The organism is Psychrobacillus sp. NPDC096623, assembly GCF_044762655.1.
GTDB lineage: Bacteria > Bacillota > Bacilli > Bacillales_A > Planococcaceae > Psychrobacillus.
In genome coordinates this window covers 221,881-242,324 of sequence record NZ_JBIWER010000002.1, presented here as the reverse complement: position 1 = coordinate 242,324, position 20,444 = coordinate 221,881, and the positions used below count along the sequence as shown (strand labels likewise).

Here is a 20,444-nt window from a genome sequence, read left to right as displayed (position 1 = left end):
TATTTTGCAATATAGGTTATAGTTCCTGTTGTTTTAAACCATATTAAGGAGGCATCAAAAAATCGTCGAGAGGGGTTTTCTTATGAAAAATGGTACTCATCTAGGAGCTAATAAAAGAGGTTCTATGGCGAAACGACCAACTAGTAAGAAAGAAGAGATTTCTCTAGAGTTAGCCGAGTTAGGGTTTTTAATGCCGAAGCAAGGCTCAATGTCTCCAAATCGACGTGATATGAGTGAGAGGGATAGATCTTACTAAATCTAAGATGTCAAAAACGGACACCACAAAGTGTTGTGTCCGTTTTTTGTATTGTTACTTTTTACTTTTACTTTCCACCTACACGTTTAATTTTTCATTTTGATACACCCATTGTTGTAGTGGTTCTCGATAATGGAATATCATCCACCCTAAAATTTTCCCGATAAAATACGCTGCAACCAGTGTTCCAATTCCAATCGATCCAAAGGAATGGATGAAAACTAAACAAAGCACTGCTGCTACAAAAACATTTACTAAATCACCCGTAATTTTTGCTTTACTAAACTTCATTTTGAATCGTTCGCTAATAACATACGTTAACGCATCATAGGGCATTAGCGGGAGTTTTGCAGTGAAATAACCAATCAACCCTGCCGATACGACAAATAAACTAATAATTAGATAAACAAAACGTAATACGATAGATTCAGGAGGTGGTAGTAATTGCACGAGGAATAATGTAGCGTCCATAAAGAATCCAAACAAAAATGAAATAATTATTTGAAGCATAAAATCTTTTATATCAATACGTTTGTTTAAAATGATCTGAATAATGATAAACAATATATTTGCAAGAACTGTGGTAATACCGATTGATAATCCCGACGTTAACACGAGTGCATATGCCAAAGAAGAAACAGGAGATACACCAAGTCCTGCTTGAATCGACAAACTAACACCAAGCGTCAAAAAAAATAAGCCACCCACGTATAAGACAAGGCGCTTCGTTGTAACATCTATATGATTCATAAATAACCTGCTTTCTATTTGATCTGCTATAAATCATAACATCGTATTCGAGATATTAAAAATATATATATGATAAACTATTCATATGCAAATACATATAATAGAGGTGCGTTAATGGATATTCGACAATTACATTACTTCAGAGAAATCGTTAAACAGTCCAGTATTTCTAAAGCTGCAGAAGCACTTCATATCGCACAACCACCACTCAGTCAGCTCTTAAAAAAACTAGAAATAGAGCTTGGCACAACTTTAATCCATCGGTATCGAAAAAAATGGGAACTGACTGAAACAGGTGAAATATTATATCAATATGCGGATCAAATGATTATGCAAATGCAGGACGTGAAGCAAAGAATCCAAGAAGTAGAACAAGGTGTATTCGGAACTGTACGTATTGGTGTTTCTTCCGCATGCTCGAATATGCTTATCGACTATATTAGCATATATAGAACACAATTTCCCAACGTAAAAATCAGTATTATTAACGGTAACTCAGAGGAATTATTAAAACGACTCGAACAAAGAGAGATAGATTTGGCATTGCTTTTACGCCTAAGCAATAGTGAACATTATGAGATGAAAATATTAAAGAAACAACCATATGTCGTTATTGTTCCGACTAGTTGGTCCACCACATTTTCACACCCACACGTAACATTTAAGGAGGTTGCCAAATTACCATTTATCATGTTGGGTGCTATGGAAGGACATTCTTTTCACGGAGATATACGTAGAGCGTTTGAGGAATATCACATAGAACCAAATATTATCATTGAATGTAAGGATATATCCATGGTAGTATCACTTGTCAGTAAAGGTTTGGGAGTATCCATTATACCAAGCAAGGATTACGCATCTACCTATTTAGAAAATTTAACAATATTCGAATTGAAACAGTTTAGCTATAGTGTGGAGCCTGTCATCTTAAAACTAAAGGATGCACCTACCTCAAAAGTGACTGCTCAATTTTGGGATATAGTACATTAGTGGGTTTTTGAAGGAAAAAGCGAGCCTGGAAATGTTTTTCCAAGCTCCCTAACCTAAATTTTCCCCGGATAGTTTTTCCACCCGTATAGTTCATTCTCTTTAATATAGTTATAGCAACTGGTAGGCAATAGATATTTTGCTTCTCCACCAATAGCAAATTCATCACGGATATAGGTAGAACTGATTTCCATAGCAATACCCTTATCGATTAAGTGAAAAGTACTACCATCGTCGTTATTGCGAAGTAAAGGAGAACTACTGATCGCTTTCAACATATCTATGCCATCTCTAGCCATGACAATAAATTTATTTTCACTCACTAATTTGTCCGCAGTGCCCCACTTACCATTGCCTATATCCACTAACAGGTCTGCTCCCATAATGAAATATAAATCATCCTCAGGATATACTGTCTTCAGGTGTTTCATTGTCTCATAGGTGGATAATTTCCAAGCATCTTGCTTCATTTCAAAATCATCTAAGGTAAATTTTTCGTCAGTTTTAATCCCCATTTCTAGCATGTTCCAGCGATGTTCGTCCTCGGTTTTCATCATTTTGTCTTTTCTTTTGTTGGAGCAAGGTAAAAAGATGACTTTATCTAACTTGCAGCGATTCGCTATAGTGCTCGCTGTAAAAAGATGAACATTGGTAATGGGATCAAAAGATGACCCGTAAATTCCGATCTTAGCCATGACAATTCCTCCAGATAACCGCGTACCCATTTCCGAATGGCAACTTTCTAAAGTACACTTCAAAAACCGCTTTTCGATTGTGTATATTATCTTCCCAGTATGTTTCTGCCATATTAATCTGATAAAGGTCGGTGTGTAATGCAAAGCCATCATCTTTGTAAGAGTTCGTCAATTTAAACCCTCCATTTCTTATGACTAGATGTAACAAAATTTGAATCTATCTGATCTCTGCACCTATGCTATTTTGGAAATGACCTAAAGCCCATTCGTGACCTAGTTGGTTGAAGCTTGCGACAGCCTCCTTATGCACGACTACTTTAAAACCTTTGTTAAAAGCATCTACAGCTGTATGAAGTACGCAAATATCGGTACATACGCCAACAAGATGAACTTCTGTAATCTGTCTTTCTCGTAGTTTTAACTCTAGATCTGTACCGGCGAACGCGGAATACCTTGTTTTGTTCATCCAATATACTTGTTCATTGTCTTTGTTGTTTTCATATACATCTTTGAGTCTTCCGAACAAATCTCTGCCTTCGGTTCCCTCAATATTGTGAGGGGGAAATAACTTAGATTCAGGATGGTAGTTGTCGTCCCTCTTGTGTGTGTCAATAGCGAACACTACATAGTCCCCACTAGCTATAAAATCTTCCGTTATTTGTACGATAGATCCCTCAATGTTTTGTCCTGGTTTACCACAAGTTAATGCACCGTTATCTGCTACAAAATCCACTGTGTAATCAATGTTTAATAATGCCTTTTTCATCATTTATCCACTCCTTTATATTAATTTAATTAATAGTTTGCATTATAGATGGAAACAAAAGGCTCGAAATCGGTAAATTTGTATAACTGTGCTTTATTTTTTGACCATCTATTAGTTTTTTTCAACTCCCCATTTACCATTACTTTTTCAATGAATGGTAGGGATGGTGCTTTTCTAAAAAACTGAGAATCTAATTTAATCCAAGAATCATCTAATACGGTTAGTAGAACACCTTGTAATTCTGACAACACGAATTCTTTTGGTAAAAAGTTCTTTGCTAATGTAGTGAGTGCCATATCTTTTTTAATAATCCAAATAGCATCCTCAATTATTTGTTTGTGATCGAAAGCAAGTTCTAACCGACCGAGTTCTTCTAAAGTAAATAATTGAACATCCGATGCATCATCAGCCGGTTTACGTTTGACTAATTGGTTTTCAGGTACGATAGCATAATGGGCATTCGATATTATCCAAGCCCGTTTATCACGTCCAGGTCTGTCGTAGGTACCGAAGTGTTTAATCTTGAGGTTGGTTACTCCTGTCTCCTCTTCTAGTTCTCTCGAAGCTGCTTCAAATGCTGTTTCATCCGGTTGAACAAAACCACCTGGTAGCGCCCATTTACTACCATCTACATTAGGCTCACCTTCTGCATCCTTCTCTGCTCGTTGTATCAACATCAACTTCAAGTCTTTTACTGGCGGTTTGTGCTTTTCTACTTCGGTAGAAATGATGGTAAATACGGCAATATCGCTAGTGTATCCGTCTGGCGTTTTATATTTGTTTGCATTGTAGTTTTCTAGCATTTCTTCTTCCGACTTGTATTTCCCCATTATTTCACCCACCCTTCTATTTAATTAACAGTTCGTTATTTGTTAATTGTATTGTACGCTTGAATTTTATTAATTGCAAGGCATTTGTACATATTATTCTTTTAATACTGAAAAATAGTGAGCAAGGTCGCATGTACTGTTTTCAGATCATTCGACTTCATCTACTTAATGGAAGTATTGAAGGGTATTCCAGTCATTAAAAAAGACCCTTTACCAAAAAACGGTAATGGGTCTGGTCTTACTTCAAAACTTCTTTACTTTAATTAGAAAGGATTTGTCGCTAATAGACTAGCTGTTTTTACATAAATTCTAGGATTCAATTTTAATTGTGAAACGATGAAATCAGCAATATCTTCTGGTTGCATAAATTGTTCCACTTTATCTTTATCGACTAAGTCTGAATTAGTAGCTAGTTCAGTGACTACTGTACTTGGGGTCAATGCTGTCACGCGTATATTATTCCGACGAACTTCCTGAGCCAATGATTCGGTTAGTCCAATAACACCAAATTTAGATGCACTATAAGCACTGGAACCTGGCGCTCCATTTAATCCGTTCGTAGAAGAAATATTAATAATATCTCCTCCATTTTTTTCGATTAATTGTGGAAGTACTGTATGTGTTACATAATAAGTACCCATTAAGTTAACATCGATAATCTTCTTCCACTCTACCGGATCCGTATTTACTAGCTTCTCAAAGCCACCAATCCCTGCATTATTTATTAATATATCAGCAGTTCCTAACTCATCAGTTAATTTCTCTATTGCTTGTTGTACTTCTTCTAATGAAGAAACATCTGCTGGTGCATAAGCCACTCTAACACCTAATCCACTTATTTCCTTAGCTACATCTTTTAATGCTCCCTCTGTTCTTGCAAGTAATCCAACGTTTACTCCTTCTTTTGCTAAAGCAATAGCAATAGCTTCACCAATACCTCTTCCTGCTCCCGTTACAAATGCCACTTTACCTTCTAATAATTGTCCCATTTTTAGCAACTCCTTTGATAATCTACCTTTATCATAGTCCTGCAAAACGAAAACTTCAATTGATCAACTTTACTTTTATAATTGTTGAGCAACTTGCAGCACTTACACCGGACGATAAGCCTGCACATGACTTCGATGAAGACTATTGGAATCGTTTAATCGGTGTTGACTTAACAGGAACGGCATTATGCTTAAAATATGAATTAAAACAAATGCACGAACAGGGTCAAGGCGGATCTATTATTAATATCTCTTCTGTAAGTGGTTTCCGTCCACAACCAAATAACAATGCCTATGTTGCGGCTAAACACGGTGTTGTAGGAATGACAAAAGTGGCTGCTTTAGAAAATGGTCCTCTGAACATTCGTGTAAATTCGATTGCACCAGGTACAATTGATACACCGATGCTTCGTGGAGCGTTTGAGCAATTTGGATTAAATGAAGAAGAATATGCTCCTCAATTAAGTTTGTTAAATCGCTTTGGTTAACCACGCGAAATCGCTCAAGCTTCTCGAGGGTTAGCATCTGACGCATCGTCTTACGTGACTGGTACAACTATACAAACGGATGCAGGATATACTTCACGTTAATTTAACTACTATTTTGTTTTGAAAGAGCCGAGAAAAGTGATGATAACTTTTCCCGGCTCTTTTTAATCTTCGACTGGTAACCAGCCTTTTACATTCATCAATCTGTCCCATAATGGATCTGGAATCACTAATTCTTCTTGTGCTTTTCGAGAAAGAGTTTTACGTATTTGATCTTCCTCACCTGCAAGGACTTTCTCAATCCACTTTGGTTCCATTAGTAATTCACGACCTAGTGCTATAAATGGAATACCAGTTTCAAGCGCTTCTACTACTTCATCTGCTGTATGCAATGAACCTACCCCAACTACCGGAGTACGATCTCCTATTTTTTCATGTATCTTAATAATTCTTGACTCTGTTTTGTCTTCTTCACGGAAGGAGCCATTCCAGAAATGATTAACTGACACATGTAGATAATCTAATCCCTGATCTGCAAGCTTATCAACAAATTGAAGTGTATCTTCCAATTGAATTCCGGGATTACTTCCTTCCTCAGGAGATATCCGATAACCTACGATAAACGGATTTTTTGCATGTTCCTTCACTGCTTTTTGAACAGAATCCACGATAGCTAAAGGAAACTTCATCCGATTCTCAAGGGAACCGCCCCATTGATCTTTTCTCCTATTTGAATGCGGCGAGAAGAATTGCTGTAACAAATAAGTATTCGCTCCGTGGATTTCTACTCCATCAAAGCCTGCTTCAATAGCTCTTCTAGTAGCATCACCAAAAGCTTGTATTGTTCGGTTTATTTCAATCTCTGTCATCTCTCTTGGAACTGCTGCTCCTTCACTCTCCGCAGCAACAGCACTTGCTGAAACTGGTTGTTGATCTGGCAGTAATTGTGGTGGCGACTGTCTTCCACCATGAAAAATCTGTATGACCGCCTTTGTTCCATTCGCTTGAATAGTTTGCGCTAACTTTTTCAATCCTGGAATGAATCGATCATCGTCAATACTGAATTGTCCTGGAAACCCTTTCCCATCCTTGCTCACATACGTACAGGCTGTGATGAGTGTTCCGACTCCCCCAGTTCGTTCTTTATAATAAGCTAGCTCTCTTTCAGAAACTTCCCCACTTTCTTCAGAGGAATAGTGAGTCATTGGAGCGACCATTATTCGATTTTTTACCTCTACTCCAGAGAGAAAAGTAAATTCTTGAAAAATCTTTTCATATTTTTTCTTCATTGTTTTAACTCCTTTACTAGCCATTCCTGAGAAGGTTAATGTATTTTCACTATTAATACTACAGAAGTTATCGATAATCTTCCAACAATCTGCCATATAAAAAAACCCTATGCTACACACTATTCATTAATAGTATGCTACATAGGGATTTATTTATTGATCCGATCTAATTTTTTCTACTTCCTTAACCCAAGCGTCAATATTTTGATGTATACGATTATATTCATCATCGACTTGATCTGTTTTCTGATTGACTTTCTTGGTAAGTTCTTCTCCCTGTTCAGAGGTAATCCACTCTTCGGTAATTAATAATTGTATTATTCCTCTAAAATGGCTACTTTCTATATTGACTGCATTACTAAGCTTCATAGACAGTTGTCCTATTGAATACTTTGCGTTACCTACTGTAAAACCATTAGGTCCTGAATGCTTTATATAAACTACATCAGTCATACTTGTGATAAACCACTTTTCAGCAATGCTATTATCAGTTGAAATATATTTACCATTACCCGCTTCAGCTACTGCTTTTAACTGGTCTTCTCCTTTTTGATCTACATTAAATCCAATAATATTCACTTTGAGATTTTCATTATCCTGTGCAAATTCTTGTGCCCTTTTACCGGATCCCCATCACAGGTTTCCGCCCCGTCACTAACAATATAAACTGTTAATGGGCCTTCCACATTTTTGCTTGCTACGTTGACCGTCTGAATAGCAGATGCTAGGGGTGTCCATCCTTTTGCAGCTACACCATCTACCGTAGTATTAAATTCTTCTTCTTTATAATTTTGTGTTTCATTAAACGTAGACTAGAGTTTGTTGGGAAGGCAATAAATAAAGGTGCTAGGTTATCAACCTAGCACCTTTTTAGATGTTCCTGTCTATTTAGAAATTTAATAATTCTTTTTTCTTTTATTTCTAAAAGATGTATTCCGGTATCACCTGTTGCAAATTCATATTCACTTGTATTTGGTTGCTGTAGGAAAGCTTTTATGAACTGAGAGATGAACCCTCCGTGAGATACGATTGCCAAGCGGTTATAGCTCTGGTAATCTAGTAGTATTTTGTGGAAAATCTTTTCTGCTCGGAAGCGAAACTCTAATGCTGATTCACCTTGTTCTATTGGAATATGTATAGGTCTTCCTGAGGGAGGAAGCGGGTATTTTACCCGAGCTTCCTCTCTTGAAAGACCTGCTAGCACACCATTGTTAAATTCCATTAAGTCTTTTTCTAAGAGCAAGTCGCAGCCTACAAATTTTTGTAGTGTTTCGGCAGTGCTTTTTGCTCTCAATAATGGACTGGCGAGGATAAGGTCAGGTGGAAAGTGTTCCATTACATATGTGGACATATCTCTTGCTTGCTGCTCCCCTAATTTAGTTAAAGGGAAATCAGCCCTTCCTTCATGCACCCCTAACAAATCTGCTTCTGACTGTCCATGTCTAACGATCAGTAACTCCACTTGAACACCTCCACCTTACTTCATCACATATTCTGCTAATACACTTTGAACCTTGTATATATTCAATGATTTATTGAACTTTTTCTGGATAGGTACAGCACTTCCAGATAACCAAATTTTCAACTCAGCATCCATGTCAAATGTGCCAGCTGTTTCGATTGAAAAATGCACAACACTTTTATAAGGAATCGAGTGATATTCTACCTTTTTTCCCGTCATTCCTTGTTTATCGATAAGCAGTAAACGTTTATCCGTAAAGACGATCAAATCCCGTATAAGCTTATATGCATGCTCTACCTTTTCAGCAGGAGCAAGTAATTCCTTTAATTCACTTTCTACTTTGTCATTTTCAATCTCTGATGCATTCCCCATTAAACCATCTAAAATTCCCATCCCAATTCCTCCTAAAGTATATTATATTATCCATTCAATAACAGTACCGATAACTCCTGCTAGGAGGTGGAAATTTTTAAAATAAAAAGATACCAACTTCTAAATGAAATTGGTACCGTATATTCGTCCTATTAGTTTTTCTTCTTAGCTTCCGTATTTAGATCATCCATTTTAAACTCTTCAGCTACTTCGTCGACAATATCTTTTGTTGAATTTTTAAATTCTTTTAATGTTTGTCCCACTGCTCTACCTAATTGCGGTAATTTAGATGGTCCGAATACGATTAAGGCAATTACTAAAATAATGATTAAGCCTGGTACGCCGATATTTGGCATAATAATTCCTCCATTTCGTTGTAGATTATTTATAGTCCATTGGCAAAATTAATATACATAAAATTAGTTATTTTACACGTTTTCCACAATACACCCTTCTATGTAATTTGTAAATAAGTCCAAATGCAATAAAATTTCTGAATATTTTTTATTATTTTACTTTATTTATTGTCTAGAAATCAAAATATAAATAGAGTAAACTTAGAACGGTTGTTTTGTATAATTATATTTTAATAATTAGTATAAAGTAGTTTATTACTATAAGTAAAGGAGAACAAACGTGACACAATATAACTTGGAAGAACTTAAAATGTTAAATCAATTATTATTTGCTTTGTTTATTGTAGCGGATTTTGCACTAGCTCTTTTCTTCTATAATAATACTTTTCCGTGGTTTGCTTTAGCAGGTGCAGGTATTGGTTTAGCAATTATTGTTTTTTGTTGGACAGGAAAAAAATATCTGTTCTTTATTGCATCATTGTTAGTTTTTACTGCTATGTATTCAGTAGTGTATAACTGGCATTCCATTGTCCATTAATTTCACCAAATATTTACCTAGTTAATATTCTCAAATTATTTTATTGTGGAGGTAATATTATGTCAGAACAGAAAAAAAGTAATGCCATTTTAGATAAAAAATCTTCTAGACGTACTTTTATCAAAAATTCAGGATTAACAGTTGGTGGAGTTGTATTAGGAGGAGCACTAGGTAGTCTTTTAGTGAACGATAAACAAAATACACCTACTAATACAAACGAGCACTCTGGGGGAACTACTTCTAACGCAAACGTTGCTTTAATGTATTTCACACCCGATCAATATCGCATTACAGAAGCTGCTGCAGAAAGAATTTTCCCTGCAGATGAAAACGGTCCTGGTGCGAAAGAATTACTTGTTGCTTACTATATTGACCATCAATTAGCAGGTGCTTGGGGCATGGGGTCAAAAGAGTATACATCTGGTCCTTTCTTCGAAGGAGCAGATACCCAAGGTTACCAAGGACGTCAAAATAGACAACAAATTTTTCAAATTGGTTTAAAAGGAATTCAAGACCAAAGCTTAAAAACATATGAAAAGTCTTTCATAGAACTTTCAGAGGAAGAACAAGATGCAATATTATCCGAGTTCGCTGATGGAAACGTGGAACTTAAAGGAACATCTTCTGCACATTTCTTCGGAGTGCTAAGAACAGCAACAATCGAGGGTGCATATGCTGATCCACTATACGGTGGTAATGCAAATATGGAAGGTTGGAAAATGAAAAACTTCCCAGGTCATCAGATGAGCTTCGTAAATATCATTGAAAAAGAATTTACTGTAGTTGAGCCAATGGCATTAAATTCTCAGCACAAACATTAATAGTATCGCAGATATATAGTATTTGACGTTAGAGGAGGAACAATAATGGTAACAAAATTACCTAAAGTAGATGTTGTCACAATAGGTGTAGGCTGGTCCGCTGGTATCATCGCAGCTGAGCTAACAAAAAAAGGTAAAAAAGTTGTTGGATTAGAACGTGGTAAAGAGAGAAAAACAGAAGATTATTATATGGCCCATGACGAACTTAGATATGCAGTACGTCATGAAATGATGCAAGATCTTTCTAAAGAAACAATTACTTTCCGTAATAATGACAAAATGCGCTCTCTTCCAATGAGATCTTATGGTTCATTCTTACTTGGTGTTGGTGTTGGTGGTTCTGGTGCCCACTGGAATGGCCAAAACTTCCGTTTCCTTCCATATGATTTTGAATTGCGCTCAAAAACAATTGAAAAATATGGTGCAGATAAAATCCCCGCTGATATGACTATTCAAGACTGGGGTATAACGTATGATGAGATCGAACCTTATTATGATCAATACGAAAAAATGGCAGGGATTTCTGGTGAAGAAAATCCACTAGGTGGAAAACGCTCTAACCCGTTCCCTACTCCAGCGATGAAAAAAACAGAAGCTATGCGCTTATTTGATGAAGCTACAAAACAAATGGGTTACCATCCATATGTACAACCATCTGCCAATCTATCGGAAAATTATACAAATCCAGATGGAATTTCTCGTGCAGCTTGCCAATACTGCGGTTTCTGTGAACGTTTCGGCTGTGAATACGGAGCAAAAGCAGAACCTGGCGTAACTGTACTGCCAGTTGCACAAGCTACAGGTAACTTTGAAGTTCGTCCACATTCTGAAGTACGTCGTATTTTATACACTAACGGAAAAGCTACTGGAGTTCTTTACACAGATTTAACTACTGGAGAAGAATTCGAGCAACCAGCAGATGTTGTCGTATTATCAGGTTATGTATTTACAAACGTTCGTCTTCTATTACTTTCTGGAATTGGAAGACCGTACGATCCAACTACTGGAACTGGAGTAATCGGGAAAAACTATGCTTACCAAATTCGTAAAGGTAGAGCAACTGGATTCTTTGATGACCATAAGTTCAACAACTTTGCAGGTGCCGGCGGTTTAGGAATGATTATCGATGACTTTAACGGGGATAACTTCGATCACACTGATTTAGACTTTATCCACGGTGGTATGATAATTCTTGGACAAACTGGACAAAGACCTATCGCCAACAACCAAGTTCCATCAGGCACAAAATCTTGGGGTAAAGAGTTTAAAGATGCTTCCCTAAAATATACAAATGCTTCTTTGACTGTAAGTGGTGAAGGTGCTTCTATGGCTTATAAACAGCATTTCTTAGATCTAGATCCTACTTATAATGATGCTTTTGGTGATCCATTAGTTCGAATCACGTTTGACTTCGAAGAACAAGACCGTCAATTGACGAAGTTTATGGCTGAAAAGTGTGAAGCAATCCTTAAAGAAATGGGTGCGGATCATGTTGATGTTAGTGGAGATCTAGGGCCTTATAATGTGGCTGAATATCAATCCACTCATAATACTGGTGGTGTAATAATGGGTGCAGATCCTGAAACATCTGCAGTCAACAATTACTCACAAATGTGGGATGTAGAAAATCTATTTGTTGTAGGTGCATCTTCGTTCCCACAAAATGCTGGATACAACCCAACTGGTACAGTAGGTGCATTATCTTACCGTGCGGCTGAAGGTATTCTGAAGTATATGGAAAAAGGCGGATCACTAATTTAAAGCCTAAAAGGCTACCAACTTCTTTTATTTAGAAGTTGGTAGCCTTTTTTTCACGTTACATTACTTGGAAGTGAACTAATTCACTTAAGCGGAATTTCCACCACAGCCGTTGTAACAAAATTCTCCGTTGATTCTATTGAAATTTTCCCGTTATATTTGTTCACGACTTGTTTCACGATAAATAAGCCCTGACCCCTTACTTTTCCTTGTTCTTCTTTTTTTGTTGAATGCCCTTGTTTAAAAATTAATTCTTTATCGAGAATTTCAGGTCCAGTATTCGTGACTTTAAACAAATAATGAGTATTATTTGACGAACAATCAATCGTTATTTTCCGCCCTGCCTCTGGCAGTTCCATCGTTGCATCCATCGCATTATCGATTAAATTCGATAAAATAATAATTAAGTCTGTTGTTTTTATATGCTCGAATGTAACTGGTGAAATCGTTATATCCATATCAATCCGATGATTTAGTGCCGCGACCTTCTTAGTTTGTAACAAAATCGAAAGCCCTGGATGCTCAATATCAGGTTGTATGGATTCAATCGTTTCTACTTCTTTAAAAAGGGAGGATGCATATTGTAGTGCCTTATCCGATTCGCCTATTTTTAAGAGTCCATGTAAAACTAGAATATGATTGGAAAAATCATGTCGTAACGAAGAAACAGAAGTTATTAATGTTTTTATTTCTGTTTGATAGGTAATTTCCGTGTATCCTACTTCCTTTGTGACCTCTCTTCGGTACCATCGCTGCATAAATACAAAAGAACCTACCACAATGAAAATAAAAACACCATTAAATACAAAATTTAAAATATTTCCTTTTAATACTTTCTCTTTAATCTGATTGATCGAATCTGCACTAATATCAATACCTAAGTAACCAAGTATCTTGCCTTCTTCGTTTTTTATAGGTGCACCGACAGATAGATAGTCACCGTAATTTGGATCCTTCAGCACTTCCGTTACATATGTCTTTCCTTCAAAGGCTTGTTGGACTTGCTCTGCCGGTACTGTGCATGGTTCCCCAATCGGATAATCCATCAAACTATCTATTTCGCCGGAGTACCCCAATATCATCGTTTTAGATACTCTAGGATTATCGATTTCTAGTGTGTAAACATATAACGCACCTAGCTTTTCACGTGCATCATTCAAATAGTTTTGAGTTTCCTGATAGTATTCATTTTTCCCCGGTTCACTCAAAAATTTCTGGTACGTTTCGATATCTATAGATGAAGCAATAGACTGAGCTGCTTCTAAACTTTGATTTGCGATTGATTCTTCGACTGTATTTTTCATTCTTGCGTACGAGATATACACATTTAAAGTGGAAAAAAAGAGTAATAAAACAATTAATAAGACAAAGATTATTTTTACTTTATGACTTTTCATATACATACGTACTTCCTTAGCTTATTTCTATTTAAAAGTAGATTATTCGACAATTATCTTGTAAATAATGTAATTATACAATAGTAAATGCCAAAAAGCTTAATTAACAGTACTTTTTTACCAATAAATTAAATACTGGTTCCTTTACAATGTTCCTCTCCTCCATTAAACTTTTAACTACACATAATTGGTGTATTGTTTTTAGGCACCATTTCAAGGAGGAATTACGGATGCACTACATTGAGCATATTTTAGAAACTAGAGATTTCATAATGAGTAAGACAGACCACCGTCCTGTGATCGGAATGATTCTAGGCTCAGGCTTAGGGACACTTGCTGATGAGATTAAGAATCCAGTCAAGATTCCTTATAGTGAAATTCCTCACTTTGCAAAGTCCGAAGCTATAGGTCATGCCAACGAACTTGTCATTGGAGAATTAAATGGAAAAATAGTAGCCGCTATGAAAGGTCGTTTTCATTATTATGAAGGTTTTACTTTGGATGAAGTAACCTTCCCAGTACGTGTAATGAAAGCACTTGGTATAGAAAATGTAATTATTACAAATGCATGTGGTGCCGTGAATACAAGTTTTAACCCAGGCGACTTAATGTTAATTACTGACCACATTAATTTAGTAGGGAGCAATCCATTGATTGGCCCAAATAATGACGAATTAGGAACCCGTTTCCCTGATTTATCAGAGGTATATAACAAAAATCTACGTAGTATCGCAACTAAGGTAGCGAATGCACAAAACATGCAATTGCAAGAAGGAGTGTATGCTTGGTGGAGTGGACCTACTTACGAAACTCCTGCAGAAATCCGTATGTTCCGCACATTAGGAGCGGACGCAGCAGGTATGTCAACAGTACCAGAAGCAATTGTAGCAACCCACGGTGGTATGAAAGTACTTGGTATTTCTTGCATAACGAATATGGCAAGTGGAATATTAGATCAACCACTAAATCATGAGGAAGTAATTGACGTCGCTGGGAAAGTTAGAGTGAAATTTGTTGGATTAGTTAAAGGAATTTTAGAAGAGATTTAAAATAGATAGTTATAAACCTGCAAAAAAGAGTGGTCCAATGGATCACTCTTTTTTGTGCTGCCATAGCTGCTTAGAGGAGAAGAAAGGATGTTTCAGTGTCCTTTTTCGTAGCTTTTAGTCTTTGGGAAATTATTAGGGTTATTCAAGAAATCCCTTCGTTATAAGCTTTTTGCCGTGAACCATAGTGACAGGCATTCGGTTCATTAATAATTCAAAACCGTTTTAAACCTGGTACCCTCATTACGTAATAGCCAATGTGAGCTGAGTCTTTAGGACGACTATTTTTGTGATAGAATATAGCAGAAAGAATATAATTTTCTTTCTAAGTTTTATCCAAAAGAAAGGAAGATACATTAATATATATGAACAAACAGTGGTTTATTTATTTCATTCTCATACTTTGCGTTATTGCATGGGGAAGCAATTTCGTATTCGGATCTATTTTAGTCGATGTCTTTGATCCAAGCATCATTGCGTTTATTAGATTAATATTTATCCTTATATTCCTATTTTTTATGACATATAGAAATATAAAAAACCAAAAACTGAATTTCCATGACTATATATGGTTAGCTGTAGCTGGTTTTGTAGGAATATCATTAAACCAGTGGAGTTTCTACGCAAGTCTTCAATATACGGAGCCAGTTACCGCAGCGTTAATCCTCGCTTTATCACCTATAGTAACCGCTTTACTCTCCTCTTATTACTTTAATGAGAGAAAGAAACTTCAATTTTGGATTGGCTCATTAGTTGCTTTAACCGGTGTGTGGTTAGTCATTACAAAAGGTTCTTTCCTAATACCAAGCTTTGGTAAAGGAGAGTTATTAATCACTTTGACGATGCTTTCTTTTTCAGTGTTTTTAGTATTTGTACAACATTTATCGAAAACAATACATCCTTCAAGCATCACTTGGTATAGCAATGTCTTCGGTTTAATAGGCATACTACCTTTTGTACCTTGGCATAAAACCAATATTATATTCTCGGTGCCATTCTCCTTTTGGTTGTTACTAGTAATTACTGCAATTATCATGCATGGTTTATGTACGTATTTATGGAATAACTCTATTCATAAAGTTGGCGCTACAAAAGCTGCACTTTTGCTAAACCTTGAACCATTCGTTGCAATGGTGTTCGGTCTACTCTTGTTAGGTATGAGCATCCAACTTCTTCAACTTATTGGGGCTTTTGTGATTGTGATAGGCGTTTCCATATCACTTCAAACAAAAAATAATTCGTAACAATAGGGCAAGGAACAGATGAAAATTTTATCGATTTTAAAATGACAGTTTCTAATTGAAGTAATCTGACTTATATTCAAAAAGAGTGATCCCATGGGACCACTCTTTTTTTACTGTCATAGTTGATTGTACGTAAAGAAATAAATTTTTAAATCCAATGACAATCGCTCTTAAACCAGTTTACTGTTATTCACGTCTACATTATCCACGACAACATCCGTTTCAATCTTATTCGCTTTATTATTTTTTGCCTTAATAAAGAACATGATTGTCAAAATAACCGTTAAAACGATTCCCCCGTAGAATGAGAGCTTTAAGTCTAAGCTAAATCCAATCTTAGCATTTAAGATATAGACAAAAACCATATAAGTGATAAATAGTGCTGGGACTAGCGACACAAAATAATTCTTTCCTTTAATGAACAAATACATTGTCGCAATCCATAAGGCGATTGCTGCTGTCGCTTGGTTTGCCCAAGAGAAGTATCTCCACAAAATGTTGAAGTCAATTTGCGTTAGAGCAGCTGATATAACAAACAATGGAACTGCAATCATCAAACGTTTCGCAATTTTTTTCTGATCTATTTTTAAGTAATCTGCAATGATCGAACGTGCAGCACGGAATGCTGTATCACCTGAAGTAATCGGCAGTACGACTGCACCTAGTACTGCGATTGTTCCTCCAATAGCCCCTAATAAGGTCATAGACACTTCATTGACAACTGCAGAAGGTGTCCCTGTTTTGATAAACTCGCTTAAAGTTTGTCCGTCCAACAAACTCATTGCCGCAGCAGCCCAAATCATCGCAATGACAGCTTCCGTAATCATCATGCCATAGAATACATAACGACCTTGTGATTCTTTTTCGACTGTTCTAGAAATAATTGGTGATTGCGTCGCATGGAAACCAGATAATGCACCACATGTAATAGTAAAGAATAGAATCGGGAAAATCGGCACATTATCAGGATGCATATTCGTTAACGACAATTCTGGAATTTTATAATCAGAGAACAGTAAAGCAACACCAACTCCAACAGTTCCAATCAATAGTATTGCGCCAAAGTACGGGTAAAGTCTACCGATAATTTTATCAATCGGAAGAATCGTAGATAAGAAATAATAAATAAAAATAATTGTAATCAATATCCATAGTGCAACTTTACCGTCCATTAAAATAGCTAGCAATGAAGCTGGCGTCGTCACAAATACAGTTCCGACCAATAAAAGAAGCAGTAAAGCGAAAACGTTTACAATATGTTTCGAAACATTACCTAAGAACTTTCCAGCAAGCTCTGGAATATGCGCTCCTTTGTTTCTAATAGAAATCATACCCGTTAAATAGTCATGCACAGCTCCTGCAAAAATTGCTCCGAACACTATCCATAAGAAAGCTACTGGTCCGAATAACGCACCCATAATTGGTCCAAATATTGGACCTGTTCCAGCTATGTTTAAAAGCTGAATTAGCGCATTTTTTTGTTTATGCATAGGAACGTAGTCGACGCCATCTGCATTTGCATATGCAGGTGTTTTTCGAGCATCTGTAGGATCAAATATCTTTTCAATGAATTTCCCATACGTAAAGTAGGCAATAATTAATAATATAATTGCACCAAAAAATGTAATCATGTGAATCCCCCTCTTTTACTCTCTTTTTTTCCCCTATGTAATTAGTTTAGATTAAATATTCAAAAATAGGACTTTTTCGGGTCAACATGCAATTTTAAGAGTTTAACATGCAAATAGAGGGCGATAACAGGTTCTTACAATTCCAAACGCTGCCGTAAATCCTTCACGTAATTTCTACTAACCGAAAGCTTCTGATCTAACCCTTCTAATTCAAGCTGATATGCACCGTTAAACCATGGAGTTAATCGGCTGACGTACTTCAGATTAACGAGATATCCTTTATGAATCCGAAAAAAAGAAAATGGTGATAAACGCCCTTCTAACTCTTTCAACGTTGTCCGAACATCATAATTATCCGTTTGCGTAACGATTTTCGTTACTTTGTCATCTCGATATATATACAAAATATCTCGTGGCAGAATATAATGAATATCGCCGCCTGTTTCTATTGCCAATTTACCAAGCTTCTCTGGATTGTCAACCGTTTGTGCAGGAGATAGCATCTTTTCAATTCGTTCAATCGTTTGATTAAGCTGTCTTTCATCATACGGTTTCAATAAATAGTCGACTGCATTAATTCGAAAAGCCTCCGCTGCAAATTGGGGATAAGCTGTCGCAAAAATGATGAGTGGTACTTTTTTTAATTTCACTAAAGTTTTAGCTACTTCTATTCCGTTCATTTTAGGCATCTCGACATCCAGAAACACAACATCCGGTTGAAGCTGTAGTGCCTTTAAAACAGCAGCCTCCCCACTCTCAGCCTCCGCAAACACCTGGACGTTCGGAAACTTGGTTAGTAAATACTTTAATTCCTCCCGTGCATATCGTTCATCATCTACAATTAACGTATTAATCGTTCCCATTAAACGTCTACCCCCAATTTAGGAATTCTAAAGGAAATAGCTGTTCCTTCATTCTCTTTGCTTGAAATCGTTAAAGCTGCTGAGTCACCAAACGTCATGAGCAAGCGACGATTTATATTAAATAGTCCAACACCAGTTCCCGATTCAGACTCAAGCTCCATGTTGCCTAAAACGGTGAGTCGCTCAGGCAATATCCCTTTCCCATTATCCTCCACCTTAATTTCAATTTTTCCATCAATATCTCGCACCGTCATTTTAACAACACTATTATGCTCCATGTCTTTAATACCATGGTTGATAGCATTTTCCACAATTGGCTGCAATGTAAAAGGAGGAATCTTTTCAAACAATAAAAGATCATCCACATCATATAAAATGGTTAGTCTATCTATAAATCTAGCTTCTATAATCTCTAAATAAGCTTTAACATGCAATAACTCTTGCTCTAGTGTTATTTGAGAAGCAGTTGTCCCCGTAACATTTTGACGTAAGAAATAGGATAATGACGTCAGTAGTTTACGCGCCTGATCAGGATCTGTGCGTATTAACGACACAATAATATTCATCGAATTAAACAAGAAATGGGGATTAATTTGCGCCTGTAACGCTTTGATCTCAGCCTCTTTTGCCAACTGATAGGCATAATCAGTTTCGGCCATTTCCAGTTGGTTGCTTAATAGCGAGCTCAATCCAACGATTAATTCGATATTATCATTTGTGATGACTTTTTCAGATGGATAGTACAACTTAAGTGTACCAATCGTTTCTCCCCGTCGAACGAGTGGGACAATGACTGCTGCTCCTAATTTACAGCCAGGATAATCACAGTGAATAGTGCCATCTTTAACAACTACCACCTGTCCATGATGGATAACATCCTTCGTCTCATCGGTTCGTATCGAGCTACCGGCCTTATGGTGATCACTCTCTAGCCCAATATGAGCAAGAATGTCTGTTTGGTTGGTCATGCCAACAGCACTTGGCTGTAATTCACGAAATAGAATATTACAAACAGCTTGTGCCGTATCTGTGTTCATACCTGTACGTAAGTAGCTTAGCGTCTGATTGGCAATACGTAACATTTTCTGCGCCTGCAATGCTACTACTTTCTCTTGTTGGCTGATCACATTCTGTACGATTAATATAAATAACGCAGCACCCACACCATTCGCTAAAATCATCGGGATACCAATGACCTTAACTAGTGTAAGTGCTTGCTCAAATGGTTTAGATATCAACAAAATCATAGACATTTGCATCGCTTCCGTTAGGGCCCCGATAGCAAATACTGTGAGCGGCTTAAGCGCTCTCCCTTTCCGGTAAAAAACACCAGCAATCAATCCTGCAATGATTGTGGAAACACCACAGGAGATAGCTGTAAATCCACCCAATGTCATTCGGTGTATACCTGCAATCAGACCTGCACCAATCCCCACACGATAGCCACCTAATAGACCTGCAACGACTACGCCGATGACACGCGAATTTGCGATTGCCTCCTCAGATGTTAATACTTGCGATACACTATTAAAATGTAGTGAATTCGTATCGAGTGCGATTCCAAAATAAGTTCCTACAATACCAAAGAATCCAAAAAACAAAATCGCCGTAATCTCCTGCTTGCGATTCAATTTATCACGATATATTAAGTTTTTAAAAAACTGAAAACGAGTCAAAATGAAAGCTACTGCAACAATCATACCAACTCTCTCAAGCATTATTACAAGCAAGTCCAACAACAGAATCCCACCTTATTGTTTTAAAACAGATTGGTTAAATTATACTTGAAATACGGGAGAATATATATATCGATATTTTCAGTTAATGAGAATAGAATGGGTTATGTCTTCTAGGAGTTTGCTGTCAATAATCTTTTTTAGTCGATGGAGAAACGCGTAGACAAGAC

General features: G+C 36.7%; 21 protein-coding genes and 2 pseudogenes. 8 read left to right on the top strand and 15 right to left on the bottom strand.

Annotation, left to right across the window (positions count from 1 at the left end):
• Positions 1-82 precede the first annotated feature (82 nt).
• Positions 83-256 (top strand): hypothetical protein, encoded by a 174-nt coding sequence (locus tag ACIQX2_RS05900; RefSeq protein WP_175454059.1) that lies wholly within the window; start codon positions 83-85, stop codon positions 254-256.
• A 78-nt stretch (positions 257-334) separates the two neighbouring features.
• Here the strand turns inward: ACIQX2_RS05900 and ACIQX2_RS05895 are convergent, their stop codons facing one another.
• Positions 335-1,006, bottom strand: coding sequence for a YczE/YyaS/YitT family protein (locus tag ACIQX2_RS05895; protein ID WP_402847718.1), 672 nt, complete (start codon positions 1,004-1,006; stop codon positions 335-337).
• Between the two features lie 114 nt (positions 1,007-1,120).
• On the opposite strand from ACIQX2_RS05895, the gene ACIQX2_RS05890 reads away from it, so the two are divergent.
• Entirely contained in the window at positions 1,121-1,996 is an 876-nt protein-coding gene (locus tag ACIQX2_RS05890; protein ID WP_402847717.1) for a LysR family transcriptional regulator, read from the top strand.
• A 53-nt stretch (positions 1,997-2,049) separates the two neighbouring features.
• On the opposite strand, the gene nadD is transcribed toward ACIQX2_RS05890, so the two are convergent.
• From nadD to ACIQX2_RS05865, 5 genes and pseudogenes are all read right to left on the bottom strand, one after another.
• Positions 2,050-2,688 carry a nicotinate (nicotinamide) nucleotide adenylyltransferase gene (gene nadD / locus ACIQX2_RS05885; RefSeq protein WP_402847716.1) on the bottom strand — a complete coding sequence of 213 codons (639 nt, stop codon included), beginning with the start codon at positions 2,686-2,688 and terminating at the stop codon, positions 2,050-2,052.
• Positions 2,689-2,704: 16 nt separating this feature from the next.
• A pseudogene (locus tag ACIQX2_RS05880) lies at positions 2,705-2,860 on the bottom strand (nicotinate phosphoribosyltransferase); the annotation flags it as partial.
• A gap of 45 nt (positions 2,861-2,905) precedes the next feature.
• A complete protein-coding gene (locus ACIQX2_RS05875; protein WP_402847715.1) occupies positions 2,906-3,454 on the bottom strand; it encodes a cysteine hydrolase family protein in 549 nt (182 codons plus the stop codon).
• A 29-nt stretch (positions 3,455-3,483) separates the two neighbouring features.
• Complete coding sequence (locus ACIQX2_RS05870) at positions 3,484-4,284, bottom strand: NUDIX domain-containing protein (protein ID WP_402847714.1); 801 nt, start codon at positions 4,282-4,284, stop codon at positions 3,484-3,486.
• Positions 4,285-4,547: 263 nt separating this feature from the next.
• The gene (locus tag ACIQX2_RS05865) at positions 4,548-5,273 is read right to left on the bottom strand and encodes a 3-ketoacyl-ACP reductase (RefSeq protein WP_402847713.1); all 726 of its coding nucleotides are present in this window, start codon (positions 5,271-5,273) and stop codon (positions 4,548-4,550) included.
• Between ACIQX2_RS05865 and ACIQX2_RS05860 the strand changes: the two are divergent.
• Positions 5,243-5,863: pseudogene (locus ACIQX2_RS05860) on the top strand (SDR family NAD(P)-dependent oxidoreductase). The gene ACIQX2_RS05865 and the pseudogene ACIQX2_RS05860 sit on opposite strands and share 31 nt — an antisense overlap.
• 62 nt (positions 5,864-5,925) lie before the next feature.
• Here the strand turns inward: ACIQX2_RS05860 and ACIQX2_RS05855 are convergent.
• From ACIQX2_RS05855 to tatA, 5 genes are all read right to left on the bottom strand, one after another.
• Entirely contained in the window at positions 5,926-7,050 is a 1,125-nt protein-coding gene (locus ACIQX2_RS05855; RefSeq protein ID WP_402847712.1) for an NADH-dependent flavin oxidoreductase, read from the bottom strand.
• 153 nt (positions 7,051-7,203) lie between these two features.
• Complete coding sequence (locus ACIQX2_RS05850) at positions 7,204-7,629, bottom strand: hypothetical protein (protein WP_402847711.1); 426 nt, start codon at positions 7,627-7,629, stop codon at positions 7,204-7,206.
• 280 nt (positions 7,630-7,909) lie between these two features.
• Entirely contained in the window at positions 7,910-8,512 is a 603-nt protein-coding gene (locus tag ACIQX2_RS05845) for a histidine phosphatase family protein (protein WP_402847710.1), read from the bottom strand.
• Between the two features lie 15 nt (positions 8,513-8,527).
• On the bottom strand, positions 8,528-8,905 hold the full coding sequence (locus tag ACIQX2_RS05840; RefSeq protein WP_093061896.1) for a PH domain-containing protein: 378 nt from the start codon (positions 8,903-8,905) through the stop codon (positions 8,528-8,530).
• A gap of 131 nt (positions 8,906-9,036) precedes the next feature.
• Positions 9,037-9,243 carry a twin-arginine translocase TatA/TatE family subunit gene (gene tatA, locus ACIQX2_RS05835; protein WP_402849098.1) on the bottom strand — a complete coding sequence of 69 codons (207 nt, stop codon included), beginning with the start codon at positions 9,241-9,243 and terminating at the stop codon, positions 9,037-9,039.
• A 277-nt stretch (positions 9,244-9,520) separates the two neighbouring features.
• Here tatA and ACIQX2_RS05830 point away from each other — a divergent pair, with 277 nt between their 5' ends.
• From ACIQX2_RS05830 to ACIQX2_RS05820, 3 genes are read left to right on the top strand one after another with little or no spacing between them, the layout of a single operon-like run.
• Positions 9,521-9,778, top strand: a complete 258-nt coding sequence (locus tag ACIQX2_RS05830; RefSeq protein ID WP_402847709.1) for a hypothetical protein — start codon at positions 9,521-9,523, stop codon at positions 9,776-9,778.
• A 59-nt stretch (positions 9,779-9,837) separates the two neighbouring features.
• Complete coding sequence (locus tag ACIQX2_RS05825) at positions 9,838-10,599, top strand: gluconate 2-dehydrogenase subunit 3 family protein (RefSeq protein WP_402847708.1); 762 nt, start codon at positions 9,838-9,840, stop codon at positions 10,597-10,599.
• A gap of 45 nt (positions 10,600-10,644) precedes the next feature.
• Complete coding sequence (locus ACIQX2_RS05820) at positions 10,645-12,360, top strand: GMC family oxidoreductase (protein WP_402847707.1); 1,716 nt, start codon at positions 10,645-10,647, stop codon at positions 12,358-12,360.
• A gap of 80 nt (positions 12,361-12,440) precedes the next feature.
• Here the strand turns inward: ACIQX2_RS05820 and ACIQX2_RS05815 are convergent, their stop codons facing one another.
• Complete coding sequence (locus ACIQX2_RS05815; protein ID WP_402847706.1) at positions 12,441-13,754, bottom strand: GHKL domain-containing protein; 1,314 nt, start codon at positions 13,752-13,754, stop codon at positions 12,441-12,443.
• 230 nt (positions 13,755-13,984) lie between these two features.
• On the opposite strand from ACIQX2_RS05815, the gene ACIQX2_RS05810 reads away from it, so the two are divergent.
• Entirely contained in the window at positions 13,985-14,803 is an 819-nt protein-coding gene (locus ACIQX2_RS05810) for a purine-nucleoside phosphorylase (protein ID WP_402847705.1), read from the top strand.
• Between the two features lie 362 nt (positions 14,804-15,165).
• Positions 15,166-16,044, top strand: coding sequence for a DMT family transporter (locus ACIQX2_RS05805; RefSeq protein WP_402847704.1), 879 nt, complete (start codon positions 15,166-15,168; stop codon positions 16,042-16,044).
• A 170-nt stretch (positions 16,045-16,214) separates the two neighbouring features.
• Here ACIQX2_RS05805 and ACIQX2_RS05800 read toward each other — a convergent pair whose 3' ends face one another.
• From ACIQX2_RS05800 to ACIQX2_RS05790, 3 genes are all read right to left on the bottom strand, one after another.
• Positions 16,215-17,675 (bottom strand): carbon starvation CstA family protein, encoded by a 1,461-nt coding sequence (locus ACIQX2_RS05800; protein WP_402847703.1) that lies wholly within the window; start codon positions 17,673-17,675, stop codon positions 16,215-16,217.
• 134 nt (positions 17,676-17,809) lie between these two features.
• Entirely contained in the window at positions 17,810-18,538 is a 729-nt protein-coding gene (locus ACIQX2_RS05795; RefSeq protein ID WP_402847702.1) for a LytR/AlgR family response regulator transcription factor, read from the bottom strand.
• Complete coding sequence (locus ACIQX2_RS05790) at positions 18,538-20,277, bottom strand: LytS/YhcK type 5TM receptor domain-containing protein (protein WP_402847701.1); 1,740 nt, start codon at positions 20,275-20,277, stop codon at positions 18,538-18,540. The genes ACIQX2_RS05795 and ACIQX2_RS05790 overlap by 1 nt, the downstream gene beginning before the upstream one ends.
• Positions 20,278-20,444: the final 167 nt, after the last annotated feature.